We start from the raw sequence: 18,382 nt of genomic DNA, 5'->3' as shown, positions 1-18,382 counted from the left end.
CCGATGGACCGCGTGCCGATCCTGAAGATCGGCGACATCCTTCTGGTCTCCATCCAGATCGACATGGAGGACCAGGTCGCCCTGCAGCTGCAGGAGAACCTCGCCGACCGGATCGTCTCCACCGGCTGCCACGGTGTGATCATCGACATCAGCGCCCTGGACATCGTCGACTCGTTCGTGGGGCGGACGCTGGCCACCATCGCCTCGATCTCCCGCGTCCTGGACGCCGAGACCGTCGTGGTGGGCATGCGGCCGGCGGTCGCGATCACCCTGGTCGAGCTGGGCCTCTCGCTGCCCGGCATCCGCACGGCTCTCAACGTCGAGCTGGGCATGGAGCTGCTCGCCAGGGAACGGTTCGCGGACGACGGCGAGGACGAGGACGACGACACCGACGAGCCGGCGGTCACCGCGCCATGACCGGCGGCGGCGCCGAGCGGATCACGGTCAGCTCCGACCAGGATGTCGTCCGGGTGCGTCAGCTCGTGCGTACGGTCGCGGTGGCGGTGAAGCTGTCGCTGGTCGACCAGACCAAGCTGGTGACGGCCGCGAGCGAGCTGGCCCGCAACACCCTCGTCTACGGCGGCGGGGGCACCGTCGAGGTGACCCGGGTGGAGAACGGCCGGCGTGCCGGCATCCGCATCGTTTTCGCCGACCAGGGACCGGGTATCGCCGATCTCGACCTGGCCCTCACCGACGGCTACACCACCGGCGGCGGGCTCGGGTTGGGGCTCAGTGGTGCCCGCCGGCTGGTCGACGAGTTCGACATCGACACGGCCGTGGGCCGGGGTACGACCATCAGCGTGACCAAGTGGTGCCGATGAGCGGAGGCGCGGTGGCGTCGCTACCCGAGGGACTTCTCGACGGAGGGGTCTGGTTCCGGGTGGAGGCCGCCGGAACCGCCGCCGCCGCCCGCCGTGCCGCCGAGCGTCTCGCCGCTGAGATCGGCATGCCGGAGCTGCGGACCGCCGATCTGTCGATCGTGGTGGCCGAGGCCGCGGGCAACCTCGTCAAGCACGCCGACGAGGGGCTGCTGCTGCTGCGCGTCGTGCGGGCGGGCGGCGAGGCCGGCGTGGAGATCGTCGCCATCGACCGGGGACCCGGGATGGCCGACGTGCGGCACGCGGTCGGCGACGGGCACTCCACCGCCGGCACGCTGGGCATCGGCCTGGGTGCCATCGTCCGCCAGGCCAGCTGGTCCGATCTGCATTCGGTGCCGGGCCGGGGCACGGTGCTCGCCGCGCAGGTGTGGCCTCGGTCCGCGCCCGAGCCGGCCTGGGCAGCCGGGATCACCCGCCCGCTGACCGGCGAACCGGTGAGCGGGGACGCGTACGCGGTGCGGGTGGCCGACGGGCGGCATCAGGTGATGGTGTGCGACGGACTGGGACACGGGCCGCTCGCACACGCGGCGGCGCAGGAGGCCGTACGCGTCTTCTCCGGTGCGCCCGCGACGCCGCCGGCTGCGCTTCTCGACACGTTGCACCGTACGCTCAGCCACACCCGCGGAGCCGCCCTCGCGATCGCCGAGCTCGACCCGGACCGGCAGCAGGTCCGCTATGCGGGCCTCGGCAACATCTCCGGCACGGTCCTGGCGCCGGACGGCGGACGCCGTGGCATGGTCTCCCTGCCGGGTATCGCGGGTCATCAGCGGCGGCAGATCCGCGAGTACGAGTACCCGCTGGCGCCCGACGCGGTGGTCCTCATGCACTCGGACGGCGTCGTGGACCGCTGGAACCCCACCGACTATCCCGCCCTGCTGTCTCACTCGCCGCAGGTCGTGGCGGCCACTGTGCTCCGCGACGCGGGTACCCGCCGCGACGACGCCGGCGTGCTCGCGGCACGGTTGCCATGAGCCGCGAACCGTTGATGCGGATGCGGATCCGGGTGGAGCAGGACGTCTTCACCGTCCGCCAGCTCGGCCGGGAGGTGGCCCGGGAGGTCGGCTTCGAGTCCCAGGACCAGACCCGGCTGGCCACGGCACTGAGCGAAGTCGGCCGGTTACTTGTCACGGCCGGACGTGATACGGACGTGGCGTTCACGACGACGGCCGACGGGGTACCTACTCTGCTGGTGGAGATGGTCCACCCGGTGCCCGGCGACGGTGCCCGGCTGCGCCCGCAACTGACCCAGGTGCGACGCCTGGTCGACACTTTGGAGGTAGGGGATGGGGAGACCGGTACGGTCGTGCGGATGTCCCGACGTCTGCCGCCGAGCTCACCGGCCCTGACCCCGGACCGTATGGACGAGATCCGCGACCGCCTCGCCGGCCACGTGCCGGGTACGCCGTTCGACGAGCTCACGGTGCAGAACCAGCAGCTCATCGCCGCCCTCGACGAGGTGCGGGCGCAACGCGACGACCTGGCCCGGCTCAATGCGGAGCTGGAGGAGACCAACCGGGGCGTGATGGCGCTCTACCACCAGCTCTCCGACGAGCTGGAGGAGACCAACAGGGGCGTCGTCGCCCTCTATGCCGAGCTGGACGAGAAGTCGGTGCAGCTGCGGGCCGCCAGCGAGGCGAAGAGCCGGTTCCTGGCGAACGTCAGCCACGAGCTGCGCGCCCCGGTCACCGCCATCATCGGTCTCGGCCGCCTGCTCACCGACGAGTCGTCCGACGAGCTCACGGAGGAGCAGTCCCGCCAGGTGGAGCTCATCCGGGCGTCCGCCTCGGATCTGCTGTCGCTGGTCAACGACCTGCTCGACCTCGCCAAGGCGGAGGCCGGCCGGATCGAGCCGAACTGGTCCGACGTGGACCTCAAGGCGGTCTTCGGGCAGCTCCGCGGCACTCTGCGGCCGTTGACGACCCGGCCGGAGGTCGACTTCGTCGTCGAGGAGCCGGCGGTGCCGCGGCTGCGCTCCGACGAGGTGCTGCTGGCCCAGATCCTGCGCAACCTGCTGACCAACGCGATCAAGTTCACCGCCGAGGGGTCGGTGCGCCTGAGCGTGGCCCGCAACGGCGGCGACGTCGAGTTCACCGTCGCCGACACCGGCACCGGGATCCCGCCCGAGCTGCACGAACGCATCTTCGAGGAGTTCTACCAGGTGCCCGGCAGCCAGGCGTTGAGCGGCAAGGGGACCGGGCTCGGCCTGCCGTACGCCCGCCGGCTCGTCGGTATCCTGGGCGGTGCCATGCGCGTCGAGTCCACCCCCGGCCAGGGCAGCACCTTCGTCGTCTCGCTGCCGGTGTCGCCATGACCCCGGCCACCGTCCTGGTGGTCGACGACAGTGCCACCAAGAGGTACCTCCTGGTGAGCTGGCTGTCCCGCGCCGGGTTCACGGTGGTGGAGGCGGAGAGCGGTGGCGCCGCGCTGGCCCTGCTCGGCGAGACCGAGGTCGACCTGGTCGTCCTCGACGTGAAGCTGCCGGACATGAGCGGCTTCGAGGTCTGCGAGCGGATCAAGACCGATCCCGAGTACGGCGTCCTGCCGGTGATCCACGTCTCGGCGCACGCCGTGGACGTGGTGGACCGCACCCAGGGGCTCAACCGGGGCGCGGACGCGTACCTGGTGGAGCCGATCGAGCCGGACGAGCTGATCGCGACGGCCCAGGCGGTGCTGCGCTACTACCGTGCCCGGCAGCGCGCCGAGTCGCTCGCCGCCCGGATGGTCAGGCTTGCCGAGACCACGCTCGCGATCAACTCGGCGTCGACGCTGGTCGGGCTGCTGCAGGCGGCGGCGGACGGGGCGTACCAGATCTTCGGCGGCCCGGTCGTGGTGGTCGCCGAGACCGCCGACGGCGACGGTCTGGCCGCGGTGGCGACCGGCGGCCCCGGCGCCGCGGTGCGGCCCTGGACGGTCGAGCACCATGAGACGGCGGTGGGTTCGACGGTACGCACGGAGCAGCCGTCCGCCTGGGCGCTGACCGACTGGCCGGAGCAGGAGTCCGTGGCGGTGGCCTCGGCGAAGCTCCGCGCCGACCGCACGCCGGTCTACGTGGCGGTGCCGAGCAGCTCGCAGACGCCTGGCTTCCCGGTGCTGCGCCAGCTCGCCCAGGCGGTCGCGGCGGCCGTGGAGGCCCAGCGCTCGTACGACGAGGAGCACCGCATCGCGGTCACGTTGCAGCGCAGCCTGCTGCAGTCCCGCCTCCCCGACGTGTCCGGCCTCGAGCTGGCGGTGCGCTACGAGCCGGCGGGTGCGCAGACCGAGGTCGGCGGCGACTTCTACGAGCTGACCATGCTCGACGGCCGCCTGCTCGTGGCGATCGGTGACGTGGCCGGTCACTCTCTGCACGCCGCGACGGTGATGGCGGAGCTGCGCCACGCGGTCCGCGCGTACGCGGTGGAGGGTCACCCGCCGGGAGCGGTCCTGGAGCTGGTCAACCGCTTCATGCGCACGGTCCTGCCGACGGAGTCGGCGACCCTGTGCCTGCTCACCCTGGAACCGGACTCGGGCCGGATCCGGATGGCGAGCGCCGGCCACCTCCCGCCGCTGCTGCACGTCGCGACCACCGGGGCGCGCTACATCAACCAGCGCGGGCCGCTGCTGGGCATCAACGCCTCGCGGCCGCCGGACATGGAGTTCGTCATCCCCCGCGGCGGCACGCTGGTCCTTTACACCGACGGCCTGATCGAGCGCCGGGAGACCGACATCGACGTCGGGCTGTCGGCCCTCGCCGCCTGCGCGAGCGAGGTCGAGCCGAGCCTGGACGCGTTCTGCCAGCGGCTTCTGGTGCAGCTCGCGGGCGCGGGTGAGCAGGCGGACGACATCGCGGTGGTGGCCCTGCGGCGCAGCTGAGCCCTTGACGGCTCTATTCACTCGGTGAATAGTAGCGGCCATGTCGACGTCGCATGTGCTGCTGGGGCTGCTCGCTGCCGGGCCCCGGCACGGGTACGACCTCAAGCGCGCCCACGACGAGCGGTTGCCACAGGCCAAGCCGCTCGCGTACGGGCAGGTGTACTCGACCCTCGGCCGGCTCGAACGCGACGGGCTCGTCGAGCAGCGCGGACAGGATCGCGAAGGCGGACCCGACCGCACCTCCTACGCCCTCACCGACGCCGGCCGCGCCCGGCTCAGCGAGTGGCTCACCGCCGTCGAGCCGCCCGCACCCTACGTCACCAGCACCCTCTTCGCCAAGGTGGTGGTCAGCCTGCTGGCCGCCGACACCGGCACGGCGACCGACTACCTGGTCGCCCAGCGGGCCGCCCACACCGCGCGGCTGCGGGAGCTGACCGCCGTCAAGACCGCCCCCGCCTCCACCGTCGGTGACGTCGTCGCCGCCGACTACGCCATCGCCCATCTGGACGCCGACCTGCGGTGGTTGCAGACCACTCTGCTGCGCGTCGCCGACCTGCACCGAGAGGTGAACCGATGACTACTGTGCTCCGGGGATCCGGGATGCACCGTGCGTACGGCCCCACACCGGCCCTCCGGGGCGTCGACATCGAGGTCGGCGAGGGCGAGATCGTCGCCGTCACCGGGCCGAGCGGGTGCGGCAAGTCGACCCTGCTGCACTGCCTCGCCGGGATCCTGCGCGTCGACTCGGGGGAGGTGCGGTTCCGCGACCAGGACATCGCCCTGTGGACGGAGGCGGCGCGGTCGCGGCTGCGGCGTACCGAGTTCGGGGTGCTCTTCCAGTTCGGCCAGCTCGTACCGGAGCTGACCGCGGCCGAGAACGTCGCCCTGCCGTTGCTCCTCGCCGGTGCCCATCGGCGTGAGGCGCGCAAGGCGGCGACGATGTGGCTGGGGCGGTTCGGCGTCGGCGACCTCGCCGACCAGCTGCCCGGCGCGATGTCCGGTGGCCAGCAGCAGCGCTGCGCGGTGGCCCGGGCCCTCGTCACGGAGCCCAAGGTGCTCTTCGCCGACGAGCCGACCGGCGCGCTCGACGTGCTCACCGGCGAGCAGGTGCTGCGGGAGATCGTGCACGTGGTCCGGGAGCAGGGCACGTCGGTCGTCCTGGTCACCCACGAGGCGCAGATCGCCGCGTACGCCGACCGCGAGATCGTGCTGCGCGACGGCGTGGTCGACGCGACGGGCCTCGGACTCGGAGCCCGCGCATGAGGCCGGCCACGCTGATCCGGCTCGCGGTGGCGGGAAACCGGACCGACCACCTCCGTACGGTGCTGACCGCGCTCAGCGCCGCCCTCGCCGCGGTCACCCTCCTGTCCGCCGCAACGGTCCTCGCCATCCACGGCGAAGCCGAGCGGTACGCCGCCACCCTGCTGGTCGAGAGCGGCCTGCGACCCGGAGTCGCCGCCGCCCTGATCCTGCTCTCGTTCCCGATCCTGGCGCTCGCCGGACAGTGCATCCGGCTCGGTGCCCCCGCCCGCGACCGGCGGCTCGCCGCGATCCGGCTGGCCGGCGCCACACCCCGGCAGGCGGTGCTGATCGCCGGCGCCGAGACGGTCGCTGCGGCGCTGCTCGGATCGATCACCGGATTCGGCGTCTACCTGCTGCTGCGGGTGTTCCTCGAACGCCGGGACGAGATGAGACTGCTGTGGCTGCCGACCGACGTGCTGCCGTCTCCGGTGTCCGTCGCGGTCATCCTGCTGGCCGTGCCCGTGATCGCCGGGCTGATCGGCACGCTACTGCTGCGCCGGGTCGTGATCAGCCCGCTCGGCGTGGTCCGGCGCCTGCGGACCCGCGGGCCGCGGCCCTGGCCGGGAGTGCTGATCGTCGCCGGCCTGCTGCTCTTCGCGACGCCCCGGTGGCTGGGCCCGATCAGCGGCACCGCCTTCGCGACGTTCCTGTCGGCGGGTGTGGCGCTCACCATGATCGGCGTCGTGCTCGGCACCGGCTGGATCGCCCACACCACCGGCCGCCTGCTGCACCGCTTCGGGAACCGTCCGGCGATGCTGCTCGCCGGGCGGCGGCTCATGGGCGACCCGTGGAGTGGCAGCCGTACCCTCGCCGCCCTGCTGGCCAGTGTGGTCGCCGGTGCGATCGCGCTGGGCTACCGCGCCCAGTTCCAGACCGAGTTCCGGGCCATCGACCTTTACAACACGATGCTCGGCGGCGACTCGGGGCAGGGTCTCGGCGCCGACGAGGACTTCTACGTCGGCGCCGTCGACCTGATCATGCTGGGAGTCGGCATCGGCGTGGCCGTCGCGGCCGCCGGTGTCCTCGTGACCCTCGCCGAGAGCATCGTGGCGCGGCGCCGCGCGTACGCCGCGATGACCGCGGTGGGCGTGCCGCGCCGGACGCTCTCCGAGGCGGTGCTGTGGCAGACGCTCACGCCCCTCGTCCCGGCCCTGCTGCTCGCGCTCACGTCAGGGCTCGGCCTGGCCCGGCTGATGGGCACCAAGGCCTCGGCGGGTGGCGAGAGCGGCTACCTCTGCGACGCCGCGTGCCAGGCGGGCACCGCCGATCCGGTCGAGGTGCTCACGCCGTGGGCGCCCGTGACCGTGGCTGTGCCCGTACCCGTGGACATGCTGGCCCTGCTCGGCGGCGGAGCCTTCCTCGCCATGCTGGTCGCCGCCGGCATCGGCCTGCTCGTCCTGCGGTCCAGCACCGACCTCGAGGAGCTGCGGGCCGGATGATCAGGCCAGGCCGACCGTGCCCAGGATCCAGGCGGTCACGAACGCCTCCTCCTTCCAGGCGTCGTAGCGCCCGCTCGGGCCGCCGTGCCCGGCGCCCATCTCGGTCTTGAGCAGGTAGGTGCCGTCCGGCGCCGTCGCCCGCAGGCGGGCGATCCACTTGGCCGGCTCGTGGTACAGCACGCGGGTGTCATTCAAGCTGGTCACGGCCAGGATCGCGGGATACTTCAGCTTCGCGACATTCTCGTACGGGCTGTAGGCCTTCATGTACGCGTAGACGTCCGCATTCTCGAGCGGATTGCCCCACTCCTCCCACTCCGTGACCGTCAACGGCAGCGACGGGTCCAGGATGGACGTCAGCGGGTCCACGAACGGCACCTGGGCGACGATGCCGGCGAACGCCTCCGGGGCCAGGTTGGCGATCGCGCCCATCAGCAGGCCACCCGCCGAGCCGCCGCGTGCCACGATCCGGTCGTGGCTGGTCCACTGCGCGCGCACCAGGGTCCGGGCGCACGCCACGAAGTCGGTGAAGGTGTTCCGCTTGGACAGCATCTTGCCGTCCTCGTACCAGCGGCGGCCCATCTCGCCGCCGCCGCGGACGTGCGCGATCGCGTAGACCACGCCGCGGTCCAGCAGCGAGAGGCGGGCGATGGAGAAGTACGGGTCCATGCTGATCTCGTACGAGCCGTAGCCGTACAGCAGCAGCGGAGCCGTACCGTTGCGCGGGGTGCCCTTGCGCGCCACGATCGAGACCGGCACCCGCGTGCCGTCGTCCGCCACCGCCCACTCCCGGAACTGCTCGTACGCGTCCGGGTCGAAGTCGCCGAGCACCGCCTTGCGCTTGCGCAGCACCATCGCGCGGCTGATGAGATCCACGTCGTACACCGAGTCCGGGGTGACCATCGACGTGTACGTGATCCGGACGAGGTTCGTGTCGTACTCCGGGTTGCCGGACAGCCCGACGCTGTAGAGCGGCTCGGGAAACTCCATGTCGTACGAGTCGGTGCTGCCGTCGGCGATCACCCGCAGCCCGGTCAGCCCGTTGCGCCGCAACGACACCACCAGGTGCCGCTGGAACGCGTCCACCGACTCCAGCCGCGTCCCCGGCGTGTGCGGAATCAGCTCGACCCAGTCGCCCGGGTTGTCCACCGACGTGTACGCGAGCGCGAAGTCCTCGGCGTTCTCGTTGTGCAGGATCAGGAACCGGTGCCCGTGGTGCTCGACCGAGTACTCGACGCCCTGCACGCGCTCCCGGATCACGGCCGGCTCCGCCGTGGGGTTGTCGGCGGCGATCACCCGTACCTCGGAAGTGACCTTGCTGTTGGCGTCGATGACGATGAACTTCTCGCTGCGGCAGAGGTCCACACCGACCCAGAACCGCTCGTCCGCCTCCTCGTAGACGACGACGTCGTCCGACGCCGGCTGCCCGACGGTGTGCCGCCACACCCGGTGCGGCCGCCAGGCGTCGTCGACCGTGATGTAGAACAGCGTCGACCCGTCCGCCGACCACGCGCTGCCGTAGAACGTGTCCGGCACCTCGTCGGCCAGCGTCTCCCCGGTCCGCAGATCCTTGACCTTGAGCACGAACCGCTCGTCACCGTCGAAGTCCACGGAGTACGCCAGCCGCGAGCCGTCCGGCGTGACGTCGAAGGTGCCCAGCGCGAAGAACTTCTTCCCCTCGGCCAGCTCGTTGCCGTCGAGCAGCACCTCCTCGCCGGGCAGCGGCGCACCGTCACCCGTGGCGGGCGGATCCACCTCGTCCGGCCCGGCCGCGACCCGGCACTGGATGCCGTACTGCTTGCCCTGCACCGTGCGCGTGTAATACCAGTAGCCGCCCTTGCGCTGCGGCACCGACAGGTCCGTCTCCTGGGTGCGGCCCTTGATCTCCTCGAAGATCGTGTCCTGCAGCGCCTCCAGGTGTGCGGTCGCCTTCCGCGTCCAGGCGTTCTCCGCCTCCAGGTACGCGATCGTGTCCGGATTCTCCTTCTCGGCGAGCCAGGAGAACTCGTCCGTCACGGTGTCGCCGTGGAAGGTGCGCTCGGTGGGCACCTGGCGGACCGCCGGCGGGGTCGTGGGCATGTCGGTCGTCACGCCTGACCACGTTACCGGGCAGTTGGGAGGCGTCCAGGACGGACCGCCACTTCGGAAGGGCCGCATCGCCGACCGCGACTGAACTCACCGAGACCGACGCCTCCCGCGTGTTGCCGCAGCCGGTTGATCGATGTTTCGGCAGTCACCTCCTGATCAGCGGCTTGGAGGGCCCGTTCACCCCCTCCGTGGGCCGAAGGGGCCGAGTTCTCGCCTGCGGCGTAGGGTTGTGGGGTATCTGCCGTATCCGGTGGGATGCCAGCAGCTTGTGGCGCTGGGTCCGAATGCGGGCGAAACGCCTCGGGGCAGGGTCGGAGGGTCCCGTCATGGTGGACCGCTGCTCGAGTTTATCCGGGGCCGGCCGTGATCAAGGTGGATGATCCCGACCGTCAGGTTCGGGTACAGCAGTTGATGGCCGCGCATGGCCCGGATATGGAAGCCCTGTGCAATGCCTGCCTGCCCGGTCTCGCGGGGATCGGGGGCGGGGGTGTGACGGTGATGACGCCGGACACGTCTCAGGTCCGTTATGCCAGCGACGCGGTCAGTGCCCGGGTGGAGCAGTTGCAGTTCCTGCTCGGTGAGGGGCCGTGCCGCGACGCCTACGCCCGGACCGGTCCGGTGCTGGCCGAGGATCTGCGGGCGCCGGTGTGGCAGCAGCAGTGGCCGGCGTTCGCCCCGGCGGCGGTGCAGGCGGGAGCCGGGGCGGTGTTCGCGCTGCCGCTGCGCGTGGAGGGGGCGCGGATCGGGGTGTTGGACCTGTATCGCGACACCGCGGGCGCTTTGACCGAGCAGACCCTGGCGGATGCGCTGATCATGGCGGACGCGGTCACCGAACTTCTGCTCGCCGAGACGTTGGCCGACGGCGACGACGGCGATCCGCTGCTCGCCGACGGCCGCGGTGAACATCTGCTGCAACGCGCGGCGGTGCACCAGGCGACCGGGATGATCAGTGTGCAGCTGGCGGTGCCGGTCGAGGACGCGTTGGCGCGGCTGCGTGCCCACGCGTTCGCGGCCGGGCGTGAACTGGATGAGGTGGCTGCTGACGTGCTGGCGCGGCGGGTGCGGTTCAACGACCTGGACGACGATGGGGACAGGGCAGGTGAGTTCCGATGAGCGCAGCTGACGATCCGGCGATGATCGACTTGCTGGTGGAGGTGTCCGACGCGCTGGTCGCCGACCTCGACACCGACGGGTTGCTGCAGTGGGTGAGCGAGCGCGGTGTGCAACTGCTGGCCGGGCAGGCGACGGGGATCATGCTGGCCGACGCCCGGGGGGTGCTGAGGCTGCTGGCGGCGGCACCCGAGTACACGCCGCAGGCCAGGCTGTTCGAGGCCCCGTCCGCACCGCCGCACTGGTGTTTCGCCACCGGGCAGACGCTGGTCGACACCGACCTCGACGATCCGGACCCGCGATGGCTCCGGTTCGCCGAGCAGGCCCGCGCCGACGGGTTCCGGTCGGTCGCGGCCGTGCCGATGCGGATCCGCGACGAGATCATCGGAACGTTCAGCGTGCTGCGCCACCCGGCCGGCCCGTTCTCCAACGAAGAGCTGCGCCTGACGCAGGCGCTGGCCAACCTGGCCACCGTCGGCCTGCTGGTCAAACGCGACACCGGCTACCGCAGGGTGCTGGCCGGCCGGTCCCAGCAGATCCTCGTCGGGCGGGTGGCCGTCGAACGCGCCCGCGGCATCCTGGCCGAACTGCTCGACACCGACACCGACGCTGCCCTGCAGGAGCTGCGCCGCCACGCCGTGCGCACCGACCGGACTCTGCAGGCCACCGCTAGCGAGGTGGTCCGGTACCTGCCTACGGCCGGCGCGCGCACCAGCACCGCACCGGCACTGCTGGTGCGCTCCTTCACCGTGGCGTCGCCGCAGTCCGCACTGCGTGCGTTGGTCCGGCAGCGGCTGAGCGCCGCGGGACTGTCCGGCTCGGCCCTCGACAGCTTCCTGCTCGCCATCCACGAGGCCGCCACCAACGCCCAAGAACACGCCGGGGGTGGCCGGCTGTGGCTGTGGGTGCATCACGGCAGCGTGTGGTGCGAGATCAGCGATGACGGTCCCGGTCTGCCTGCGGGCTTCGATATTCAGACCGAGTTACCAGACATCCGCCGCCGGCATGCGGGTCTGTGGCTGGTCCGGCGTATATGCCCCGACCTGGAGATCACCAGCGGTGCCGGGGGCACGCGGTTGCTGCTGCGTCGGCCGTTGCCCGCTCAGCCCAGCGCGTCGCCGTCCGCCGTCGATTCGGGGGCAGCGGGATAGCTGAACAACGCCGTCGTCTCGGTGAGCAGCATCAGGGTGCGCACGGCGTCCGAGGCCGCGACCATCCGCATCTGCCGGCCGTCCCTGGCGGCCCGTTGCCACAGATCCAGCAGCAGCCGCAATCCTGCGACATCGCAGAACCGCAGCCCGGACAGATCCCACTCGACCACCAGTGCCAGCTCGTGAAGCACCTCGGCCAGCCGCCCGGCGACCGCGGGATCCACCGGCCTGGTCAGCTCGCCGCTGACGGCAACCGACACCACGTCGCCGACGAGTGGACCCACCGTCATCCGCACGCTGGTGCCGGGATCCGGCCCCAACTCGTCGATCACCCGCAGCGCGGTCGTGGACAGCGACTCGCCCGCAGCAGCGGCACGGGCCCGCAACATCCGCTGCGCCTGCGCGGCATCGCACCCGGCATCGGCCATCAGCATCCCGACCGCCCGCTGGATCGTCACCCGAAGCTGCAACGCCAAACCGAGCCCGTTGAGCAACTGCCGCGTACCGGCGCTTTCATCCGCGCCGAAGCCACCCGCCGGTATCCGCTCCGCGGCGAAGACCTCGTGTACCCCGGCGATCAACGCGATCAGGCTTGACGACTCCCGGGTGTACAGATTCAACACCGCCACCGGACTGCCACCACCGGCGAACAACGGCACCGACACCGACGCCCGCAACCCCAGCTCGGCAGCCTGCTCGAAGAACCACGGCCACGACATCGTCGAGGCCGTAAGGTCGGGCACCCCCACCGGCGCAGCCGACTGCTCCGCCTGCACACACGGGCCGGCAGCATCGGCATGCTGAGCATCGTCCACCGCCCGGGCAAGGTCGCTGCTCGCTGCCACTGTCGTGTATCCGCCACCGCGCCACGCGGTGATCGACGCATAGTCCACACCGGCGATCACCTCGGCAGCCGTCGCCGCGATCCTCGTCAGGAACGCGTCCACGACAGGATCTGCGTCATCCGACACCTCCGCCAACGACACCACATCGTCGGCCAACGGCCCCCACGGCGTACGGCGCGACGAACCCGGAACTCCACCAGGCCGGGTCATCCCATCGACCGCCCACCAGCGCCCATACCGCAACCCTACGACGTTCCCTGCAAAGCGCACGACGACCACACCACACCGAAGATCGCACGTCATGCGAGGTGAATGCCCGGCTGATGGTCCGCAGATTCGCCGGCCTGATCGGGTTGCCGGTTACCGGGCGTAGGTCGGTGTGCCGCTGCCGGACAGCCCGCGCCAGCTGGGCGGTGCCGGCACTCACCCGGGGCCGGCCCGCCGATGCGCAGACGCGCCACGCGATGAGGGTTCGCTGAGTCGGGTCGGCGGTCAAGGGTCACCCGCCAGCCTCGGGCGGCCACGGCGAGGCGGCGTACGACATCTCTCATGATCAAACCTTCAACTACGGAATCATTGCTCACCAACGTGCTCAGTCACAGCGCCGATGGGGTGGTCGCCCTTGGGGCCTCCCCGCCCGATTAGAACATGTGTACGATGTGCCAGAGTGGACGATCTCCGGGGTGATCAACGGCGGGGGAGGGCGCGATGGGGACGGGTCTTCCCGCACGTGAGCCGCTGCTCCGGGCACTGATCGACATCTGCGGTCCCGACTTCGCCCGCCCGGCCGGCCCGGCCGACACGGTGGCCGGCCGCCTCGCCAGCTTCGCCGCCGCCCCGGCGACCACCCACGCCGTCGCCGACACGATGAGACTGGCGGCCCAGCGCGGCCTGGCGGTCATCCCGCGCGGCTCCGGGTCCAAACTCGACTGGGGCACGCCACCGCCCGGCGTCGACCTGCTGCTGGACACCCGCCGCCTGGACGGCATCTGGCACCACGACCCCGCCGCGATGACGGCGGAGATCGGCGCCGGCACCCCGGTCAAGGCCATCCAGGCGGCACTGGCCCTGCGCGGCCAACGCCTCGCCGCCGACCCCCCGTCCCCGACGGCCACCCTCGGCGGCATGCTCGCCCTCAACGAGACCGGCCCCCTGCGCCACCGCTTCGGCACGGCGGCCGACCAGGTCAATTACGTTTCGTACGTCACCAGAGACGGCGACGCGGACACCTCGGACGGCGAGAACGGCAGCCCCGGCATAGCGGAGATCGACGGGGTGATCCTGTCGGCCCACGTCCGCCTCGAGCCCCTCCCGGCCGCCCGCCGCTGGGTCACAGCACCCGTCACCACCCCGCGCGACATCAATGACCTCGTCCACGAGACGGTCACCCGCCGACTGACCCCGAGCGCCATCGAGGTGGATCTCTCAGCGGCCCCGCCGATCGGAGTGCTCGCGGTCCTGCTCGAAGGAGACCCGGAAGAGGTGGCGGCCCGAGCAGCCACCCTCCAGCACGCCTTCGGCAACGACGCCACCGTATCCCCGCTCGCACCACCCTGGTGGGGCCGCTACCCCTTCACCCCGGACGACGTGGCGCTGCGGATCGCGGTGCCGACGGCCGACCTGCAGGCGGCGGTGTTCGCGCTGCGGGACGTGGCGGGCATGCCGGTGCCGGTGCGCGGGTCCGCCGGGCGGGGAGTCGTGCACGCGGTCCTTCCGGGGACCCTCGGGCTGGAGCGGGTGGAAGGCATCCTCGACGGGGTCCGGGGCGTCCTGCTGGCGCGAGGCGGAAGATGCGTGGTGATCGCGGCGCCGCGAGCGATCAGCGAGGAGCTGGACATGGCTGACCGCCGCGACTTGTTCTAGCCGGGCGGATGGCGCCCGCCCGCTACGATGCCGCGCGTGGGGCATCCGGGCCAGGCCGCCATCGTCGAGAACGGCGAGCTGACGCTCCACCGCATCTCTAACCTGTACCTGCCGCTCGGGCTGTTCGCCGGCCCTGCCCCCGCAGTACGCGCCATCCGAGCCTGCGAGCCGGCAACCATCTGGCAGTACGCCGAGGGTGGTGTCGTGATCGACTTATCCGCCCGTCACCTGCTGTCGTACGGCGCCGATGGGCCGCCGTACGAGTGGCGTGCCGCGGCGGCCCGGGTGCTGACGCAGAGCTGGCCGGTGGCGTGTCGAGTGGGCCTTCGGCGGGGTGCCGGAGCTGGCCCGGCGGGTCGGGACGGCCGCGCCCCCCGTGTCGTGGGCTTCCCCCTCGGGCCCGCCGCCCGCCGCCGACGGGCCCCCGCTCTGCCTGGTGACGGTCGGCCACTCCGACGACCGGGTCACCGCGCATGCTGTCGACTGGGAACCCCTCGAGGTCTTCTCGTACGGACCGGATCTGGTGCCGGCCCTGCCCGCCGCACTGACCGCGGACGACCTGCCAGCACCGATCCCCCGCGGCGGTGTGCACCTGGAGCTCCCGGCCCGGACGGTCGGGGTCTGGGGCGGTGATGCGCCCGACGGCACCACCGCCCAATGGTCCGGCTGGTCGGTCCGGTTCTGGACTGACGACTGTACGGAGCAGCTGCGCCGGGCGTCCGGCACACCGCTGTTCGTGCCGCAGGTCGACTGGGCGTACGAGGCCATGCGTCAGTCCTTGACCGCCCGGCACGACGACCCGGCGCCCTTCCTGCACGAGTGGTACGGAGCCTATTTCCGAGCACCGGTCTGGGACCTCTCACCGTCGCAGGTCGAGGCGGCGCTGACAGCCGTGGCCACCGCCGCCCGCAGCGGCTAGTTCAACCTCGGGTGGTTCGGGGCTACGGAGCCGGCCGTGGTCATCGCCGCCCGCAGCGTCTAGGTCGACCTCAGGTGGTCCGGGGCGACGGAGCCGGCGCTACGGCGGCGCCGTGCCTGTTCCGCGAGGTGACCAGGGCGGCCATGAGCAGGACCGCGCCGACGGCAGCCCCGGGGCGGGCGAAGATGACACCGAAGCCCAGCCACGGTGGGGCTGCCGAGGCGTCGGTGTCGGCCTGGACCGTGGCGATCACGTTGATGGTGGTGGCGGGCAGCACGGCGAGAATCCCGCCTGTGGCGAGCAGGCGAGCCCGGACCCGGCGAGCGAAGCTCTGGCGGCGCTGACGTGCCACGGCCGCGGCGGCGACCAGCCAGGCACCGACGGCTCCGACGACGATGCCGACTGTTGCGGCGGTGTAGGCGGCCGTGGGCGGGGCCGGATACACCTGCACCACCACGTCGCTCGTACCGAAGTCCCTCCCGGCGGCGAGCAAAGTGAGCCGGACATCGTCTCTCTCGGCGACGAGGCCGCCACGGGCCGAGTGGGTGTGCCAGCCGGCGACGTGAAGCAGCGACGGAGCCGCGGCGACGCCCCGCGCGGCGGCGGACGAGGTGACGTAGTGCAACGTCACGCCGCCCGGATGCCACTCCGGGTCGCCGAGCAGCGGAATGAGCAGCCGGTCGACGCCGTCGGTGGAGCCACCCAAGGCATCGTCGAAACGTGTGACGCTGACCGGCGCGCCTGCCGGCAGAACGGGCGCAGCCATCGCCTGTGCCTGAGCCTGCGTCGGCCACGGCTTGCTTGTGACCTCCCAGGCGGCCCGGCCGGCCAGCCCTGCGGCCAGACCGGCGCCGGCAACGGCACACAGCATCGCGAAGACGAGGGCCGCCCAGCCGCCGACCCGGAACCGGCAGCGGATGCCGTCGGCGATCAGGGTGAGGCCGGCCCGGGGCCCGCCGCGGCCGTCGGCCGCCTCGTCCATCAGCGTCGTCAACATGTCGGCGGCGTGCAGGTCACGGTGCCATCGCGGGTACGCCAGCAGCAGTCGCCGATAGCGTGCGACGAGGCGGCCGCCGGAGGGTGTGGACACGAATGTCTCCTCGAGGTCGTCGGTCGAGGTCACGCGGGATGGGCGGTGGCACCGGTCGCCGGCCCGTTCCGCAGGCGCCGCAACGCAAGCAATGCGAGCTGCCGCCGCTTCTCGGCCTCGATGCGCAGCGCATCGCCCCCGGCCGGGGTCAGGTCGTAATAGCGGCGTAGTTGGCCACCGGGCGAGTGCTCCTCACGCGACACCCGCACGAGTCCTTCGAGGGTCAGGCGGTCGAGAGCGGCATAGAGCGTTCCCGGCCGCAGGGTGACGGCTCCTCGGGAGGTCCCCTCCACGGCGCGCATGATGCCGTAACCGTGCTGCTCACCGTCGGCGAGCACGGTCAGAATGACGAACGTCGGCTCCTGCACCCCCGGAACTATACCGGTGATCTGACTACCTGTGCGACCCGAACCATATCGATGATCTGAATAGCAACCGCTGGTGTGGGTGGATTACGCTGCCCGCGACGAGCTGGGCCGGTCGCGCTGAAATGCCGGAGGTTGCCATGTACGCACGGATCGAAGCGATCGAGTTCCCCGACCTGGACGGCAACTGGCCATCGGACACCCGGCATGTCCGCCAGGCGGTGACCATCGTCGCCGGCGCTTCCGACGACTCCAACCAGGAGACGTTCGAGCTCCAGGTCTGTACGCCCTCCAAGCTCGCCGAGATCCTGGAGGGCGGAGAGTCGTTCCTCGTCGGCCGCCACTGGTTGTTCGTCCAGGAGTTCGACCCTGCTGAGGTGGAGCGGTACCTGCGCCACAGGGTCGGGTCGATCACCGGCTATAGCTGGAACGACGTCGCGGAGCAGATCGGACGCATCGGCCAGTGGGAGTTCGCGTCCCGGTAGCGGACGATCCAACGGCACAGCCCGTCATCTCGACGTCGCCCCGTCTGCCCCCTGGGCAGCAGGCGGCCGGGGTCGTGTCCCTGCGGTCGGTTGTGGCCCTTCAGCCCGGAAGGCCGGCGGGTTCGGAGGGGCTGGGGGAGCGGTGCAGCACGTCGGCGGCCAGGTGGCGGCCGAGGTCGGCCAGCACTCCCACCGCGTAGGTGAGGTAGGCGAACTGGCCCATCTGCGCCACGTTCGTCAGCGCCAGCTGACGCGAGGTCAGGTGCCGGGGCAGGAGCGGAGTGCCGGCGCCGAGGATGGCCGGGGCGACCGCCAGGATGATCTCGTCGAGCAGCCCCGCGTCGGCGAACTCGGCCACGAGGTCACCGCCGCCGGCCAGCCAGACGTTGCGGCCCTGGGCGGCCACGGTCATCGCCTGATGCACCCGGCGGACGTCGCCGCTGACCATGAAGATGTTGGCGTCGGGGACCAGGGGCAGCTCGCGGTGGGTGAAGACCCAGCAGGGCACGTTGCCGTACATCTCGTGCCAGTTCTCGGGCTCCTCCACGACGTTGTCGTTCTGCAGCACCCACTCGTACGTCGTGGCACCCATCGCGAAGGCGCCGACGTTCGAGAAGAACGCGCCGAAGGGGTTGTCCGTGCCCTCGTCGACCTCGAAGAGCCACTCGAGCGATTTGTCCAGATCGGCGGTGAAGCCGTCGATGCTGGTCGCGGTGTAGTACTGAGTCTTCGCCACGACAAACACCATGCCATGACGCAGCCGACAAATAGGTCGGATCGACCAGGACCGACGAACGACTCAGACCGGCCCAAGGCCCGGCCGACGGGCTGCGCCGTCGGAACGGGACGGATGTCGGCTGTTTGGTCCCGCTGAGCACGGAGTGCAGACACGGCGGGGAGTCCGGCGTGGCGGTGGTCCGGGCCTGCGGTGGTCCGGCGTAGCGGGGCCGAGCGCAGTGTTGGCCAGGAGCGATGGAGGCCAGGTCCGCTTTCTGACCCGT

General features: G+C 71.5%; 18 protein-coding genes. 13 read left to right on the top strand and 5 right to left on the bottom strand.

Annotation, left to right across the window (positions count from 1 at the left end):
- The first annotated feature begins 3 nt into the window (after window positions 1-3).
- From AB0J80_RS11700 to AB0J80_RS11665, 8 genes are read left to right on the top strand one after another with little or no spacing between them, the layout of a single operon-like run.
- Complete coding sequence (locus AB0J80_RS11700; protein WP_364703563.1) at window positions 4-417, top strand: STAS domain-containing protein; 414 nt, start codon at window positions 4-6, stop codon at window positions 415-417.
- Window positions 414-821 carry an ATP-binding protein gene (locus tag AB0J80_RS11695; protein ID WP_364703561.1) on the top strand — a complete coding sequence of 136 codons (408 nt, stop codon included), beginning with the start codon at window positions 414-416 and terminating at the stop codon, window positions 819-821. The genes AB0J80_RS11700 and AB0J80_RS11695 overlap by 4 nt, the downstream gene beginning before the upstream one ends.
- Complete coding sequence (locus AB0J80_RS11690; RefSeq protein ID WP_364703558.1) at window positions 818-1,849, top strand: SpoIIE family protein phosphatase; 1,032 nt, start codon at window positions 818-820, stop codon at window positions 1,847-1,849. The genes AB0J80_RS11695 and AB0J80_RS11690 overlap by 4 nt, the downstream gene beginning before the upstream one ends.
- Complete coding sequence (locus AB0J80_RS11685; protein ID WP_364703555.1) at window positions 1,846-3,189, top strand: sensor histidine kinase; 1,344 nt, start codon at window positions 1,846-1,848, stop codon at window positions 3,187-3,189. Before AB0J80_RS11690 ends, AB0J80_RS11685 begins: the two co-directional genes overlap by 4 nt.
- Window positions 3,186-4,727 (top strand): fused response regulator/phosphatase, encoded by a 1,542-nt coding sequence (locus AB0J80_RS11680; protein WP_364703553.1) that lies wholly within the window; start codon window positions 3,186-3,188, stop codon window positions 4,725-4,727. The genes AB0J80_RS11685 and AB0J80_RS11680 overlap by 4 nt, the downstream gene beginning before the upstream one ends.
- Window positions 4,728-4,767: 40 nt before the next feature.
- A complete protein-coding gene (locus AB0J80_RS11675) occupies window positions 4,768-5,304 on the top strand; it encodes a PadR family transcriptional regulator (protein WP_364703550.1) in 537 nt (178 codons plus the stop codon).
- Window positions 5,301-5,990, top strand: a complete 690-nt coding sequence (locus tag AB0J80_RS11670; protein ID WP_364703548.1) for an ABC transporter ATP-binding protein — start codon at window positions 5,301-5,303, stop codon at window positions 5,988-5,990. Before AB0J80_RS11675 ends, AB0J80_RS11670 begins: the two co-directional genes overlap by 4 nt.
- Window positions 5,987-7,468, top strand: coding sequence for an FtsX-like permease family protein (locus tag AB0J80_RS11665; protein ID WP_364703546.1), 1,482 nt, complete (start codon window positions 5,987-5,989; stop codon window positions 7,466-7,468). The genes AB0J80_RS11670 and AB0J80_RS11665 overlap by 4 nt, the downstream gene beginning before the upstream one ends.
- Here AB0J80_RS11665 and AB0J80_RS11660 read toward each other — a convergent pair whose 3' ends face one another.
- A complete protein-coding gene (locus AB0J80_RS11660; protein WP_364703543.1) occupies window positions 7,469-9,556 on the bottom strand; it encodes a S9 family peptidase in 2,088 nt (695 codons plus the stop codon).
- Window positions 9,557-9,916: 360 nt separating this feature from the next.
- On the opposite strand from AB0J80_RS11660, the gene AB0J80_RS11655 reads away from it, so the two are divergent.
- Window positions 9,917-10,666: a GAF and ANTAR domain-containing protein gene (locus AB0J80_RS11655; RefSeq protein WP_364703540.1), complete on the top strand. Its 750-nt coding sequence runs from the start codon at window positions 9,917-9,919 to the stop codon at window positions 10,664-10,666.
- Window positions 10,667-10,686: 20 nt separating this feature from the next.
- Window positions 10,687-11,814 carry a GAF domain-containing protein gene (locus AB0J80_RS11650; RefSeq protein ID WP_364703537.1) on the top strand — a complete coding sequence of 376 codons (1,128 nt, stop codon included), beginning with the start codon at window positions 10,687-10,689 and terminating at the stop codon, window positions 11,812-11,814.
- Here AB0J80_RS11650 and AB0J80_RS11645 read toward each other — a convergent pair.
- Window positions 11,766-12,815 (bottom strand): STAS domain-containing protein, encoded by a 1,050-nt coding sequence (locus tag AB0J80_RS11645; protein WP_364703535.1) that lies wholly within the window; start codon window positions 12,813-12,815, stop codon window positions 11,766-11,768. The two genes, AB0J80_RS11650 and AB0J80_RS11645, sit on opposite strands and share 49 nt — an antisense overlap.
- A 552-nt stretch (window positions 12,816-13,367) precedes the next feature.
- Here AB0J80_RS11645 and AB0J80_RS11640 point away from each other — a divergent pair.
- Together AB0J80_RS11640 and AB0J80_RS11635 are read left to right on the top strand one after the other, a co-directional pair.
- Window positions 13,368-14,522 carry an FAD-binding oxidoreductase gene (locus tag AB0J80_RS11640; RefSeq protein ID WP_364703533.1) on the top strand — a complete coding sequence of 385 codons (1,155 nt, stop codon included), beginning with the start codon at window positions 13,368-13,370 and terminating at the stop codon, window positions 14,520-14,522.
- Between the two features lie 376 nt (window positions 14,523-14,898).
- Window positions 14,899-15,441, top strand: coding sequence for a hypothetical protein (locus tag AB0J80_RS11635; protein WP_364703531.1), 543 nt, complete (start codon window positions 14,899-14,901; stop codon window positions 15,439-15,441).
- 70 nt (window positions 15,442-15,511) lie between these two features.
- Here AB0J80_RS11635 and AB0J80_RS11630 read toward each other — a convergent pair whose 3' ends face one another.
- A complete protein-coding gene (locus AB0J80_RS11630) occupies window positions 15,512-16,531 on the bottom strand; it encodes a hypothetical protein (protein WP_364703529.1) in 1,020 nt (339 codons plus the stop codon).
- Window positions 16,532-16,560: 29 nt separating this feature from the next.
- Window positions 16,561-16,899: a helix-turn-helix transcriptional regulator gene (locus tag AB0J80_RS11625; RefSeq protein ID WP_364703526.1), complete on the bottom strand. Its 339-nt coding sequence runs from the start codon at window positions 16,897-16,899 to the stop codon at window positions 16,561-16,563.
- Window positions 16,900-17,036: 137 nt separating this feature from the next.
- Between AB0J80_RS11625 and AB0J80_RS11620 the strand changes: the two genes are divergently transcribed.
- Window positions 17,037-17,381: an Imm8 family immunity protein gene (locus AB0J80_RS11620; protein ID WP_364703523.1), complete on the top strand. Its 345-nt coding sequence runs from the start codon at window positions 17,037-17,039 to the stop codon at window positions 17,379-17,381.
- A 100-nt stretch (window positions 17,382-17,481) separates the two neighbouring features.
- Here the strand turns inward: AB0J80_RS11620 and AB0J80_RS11615 are convergent, their stop codons facing one another.
- Window positions 17,482-18,117, bottom strand: coding sequence for a dihydrofolate reductase family protein (locus AB0J80_RS11615; RefSeq protein ID WP_364703520.1), 636 nt, complete (start codon window positions 18,115-18,117; stop codon window positions 17,482-17,484).
- Window positions 18,118-18,382: the final 265 nt, after the last annotated feature.

This window comes from Actinoplanes sp. NPDC049548 (genome assembly GCF_040676695.1).
In the GTDB taxonomy this organism is placed as follows: Bacteria; Actinomycetota; Actinomycetes; order Mycobacteriales; family Micromonosporaceae; genus Actinoplanes.
The sequence above is the reverse complement of the archived record's forward strand: the minus strand, read 5'-3'. Positions and strand labels throughout refer to the sequence as shown.

Excerpts from the sequence above, each read along its gene's own strand:
- AB0J80_RS11690 (WP_364703558.1), top strand. The coding sequence starts at position 818 with ATGAGCGGAGGCGCGGTGGCGTCGCTACCCGAGGGACTTCTCGACGGA.
- AB0J80_RS11700 (WP_364703563.1), top strand. The coding sequence starts at position 4 with ATGGACCGCGTGCCGATCCTGAAGATCGGCGACATCCTTCTGGTCTCC.
- AB0J80_RS11685 (WP_364703555.1), top strand. The coding sequence starts at position 1,846 with ATGAGCCGCGAACCGTTGATGCGGATGCGGATCCGGGTGGAGCAGGAC.
- AB0J80_RS11695 (WP_364703561.1), top strand. The coding sequence starts at position 414 with ATGACCGGCGGCGGCGCCGAGCGGATCACGGTCAGCTCCGACCAGGAT.
- AB0J80_RS11640 (WP_364703533.1), top strand. The coding sequence starts at position 13,368 with ATGGGGACGGGTCTTCCCGCACGTGAGCCGCTGCTCCGGGCACTGATC.
- AB0J80_RS11665 (WP_364703546.1), top strand. The coding sequence starts at position 5,987 with ATGAGGCCGGCCACGCTGATCCGGCTCGCGGTGGCGGGAAACCGGACC.
- AB0J80_RS11675 (WP_364703550.1), top strand. The coding sequence starts at position 4,768 with ATGTCGACGTCGCATGTGCTGCTGGGGCTGCTCGCTGCCGGGCCCCGG.
- AB0J80_RS11670 (WP_364703548.1), top strand. The coding sequence starts at position 5,301 with ATGACTACTGTGCTCCGGGGATCCGGGATGCACCGTGCGTACGGCCCC.
- AB0J80_RS11680 (WP_364703553.1), top strand. The coding sequence starts at position 3,186 with ATGACCCCGGCCACCGTCCTGGTGGTCGACGACAGTGCCACCAAGAGG.
- AB0J80_RS11620 (WP_364703523.1), top strand. The coding sequence starts at position 17,037 with ATGTACGCACGGATCGAAGCGATCGAGTTCCCCGACCTGGACGGCAAC.
- AB0J80_RS11650 (WP_364703537.1), top strand. The coding sequence starts at position 10,687 with ATGATCGACTTGCTGGTGGAGGTGTCCGACGCGCTGGTCGCCGACCTC.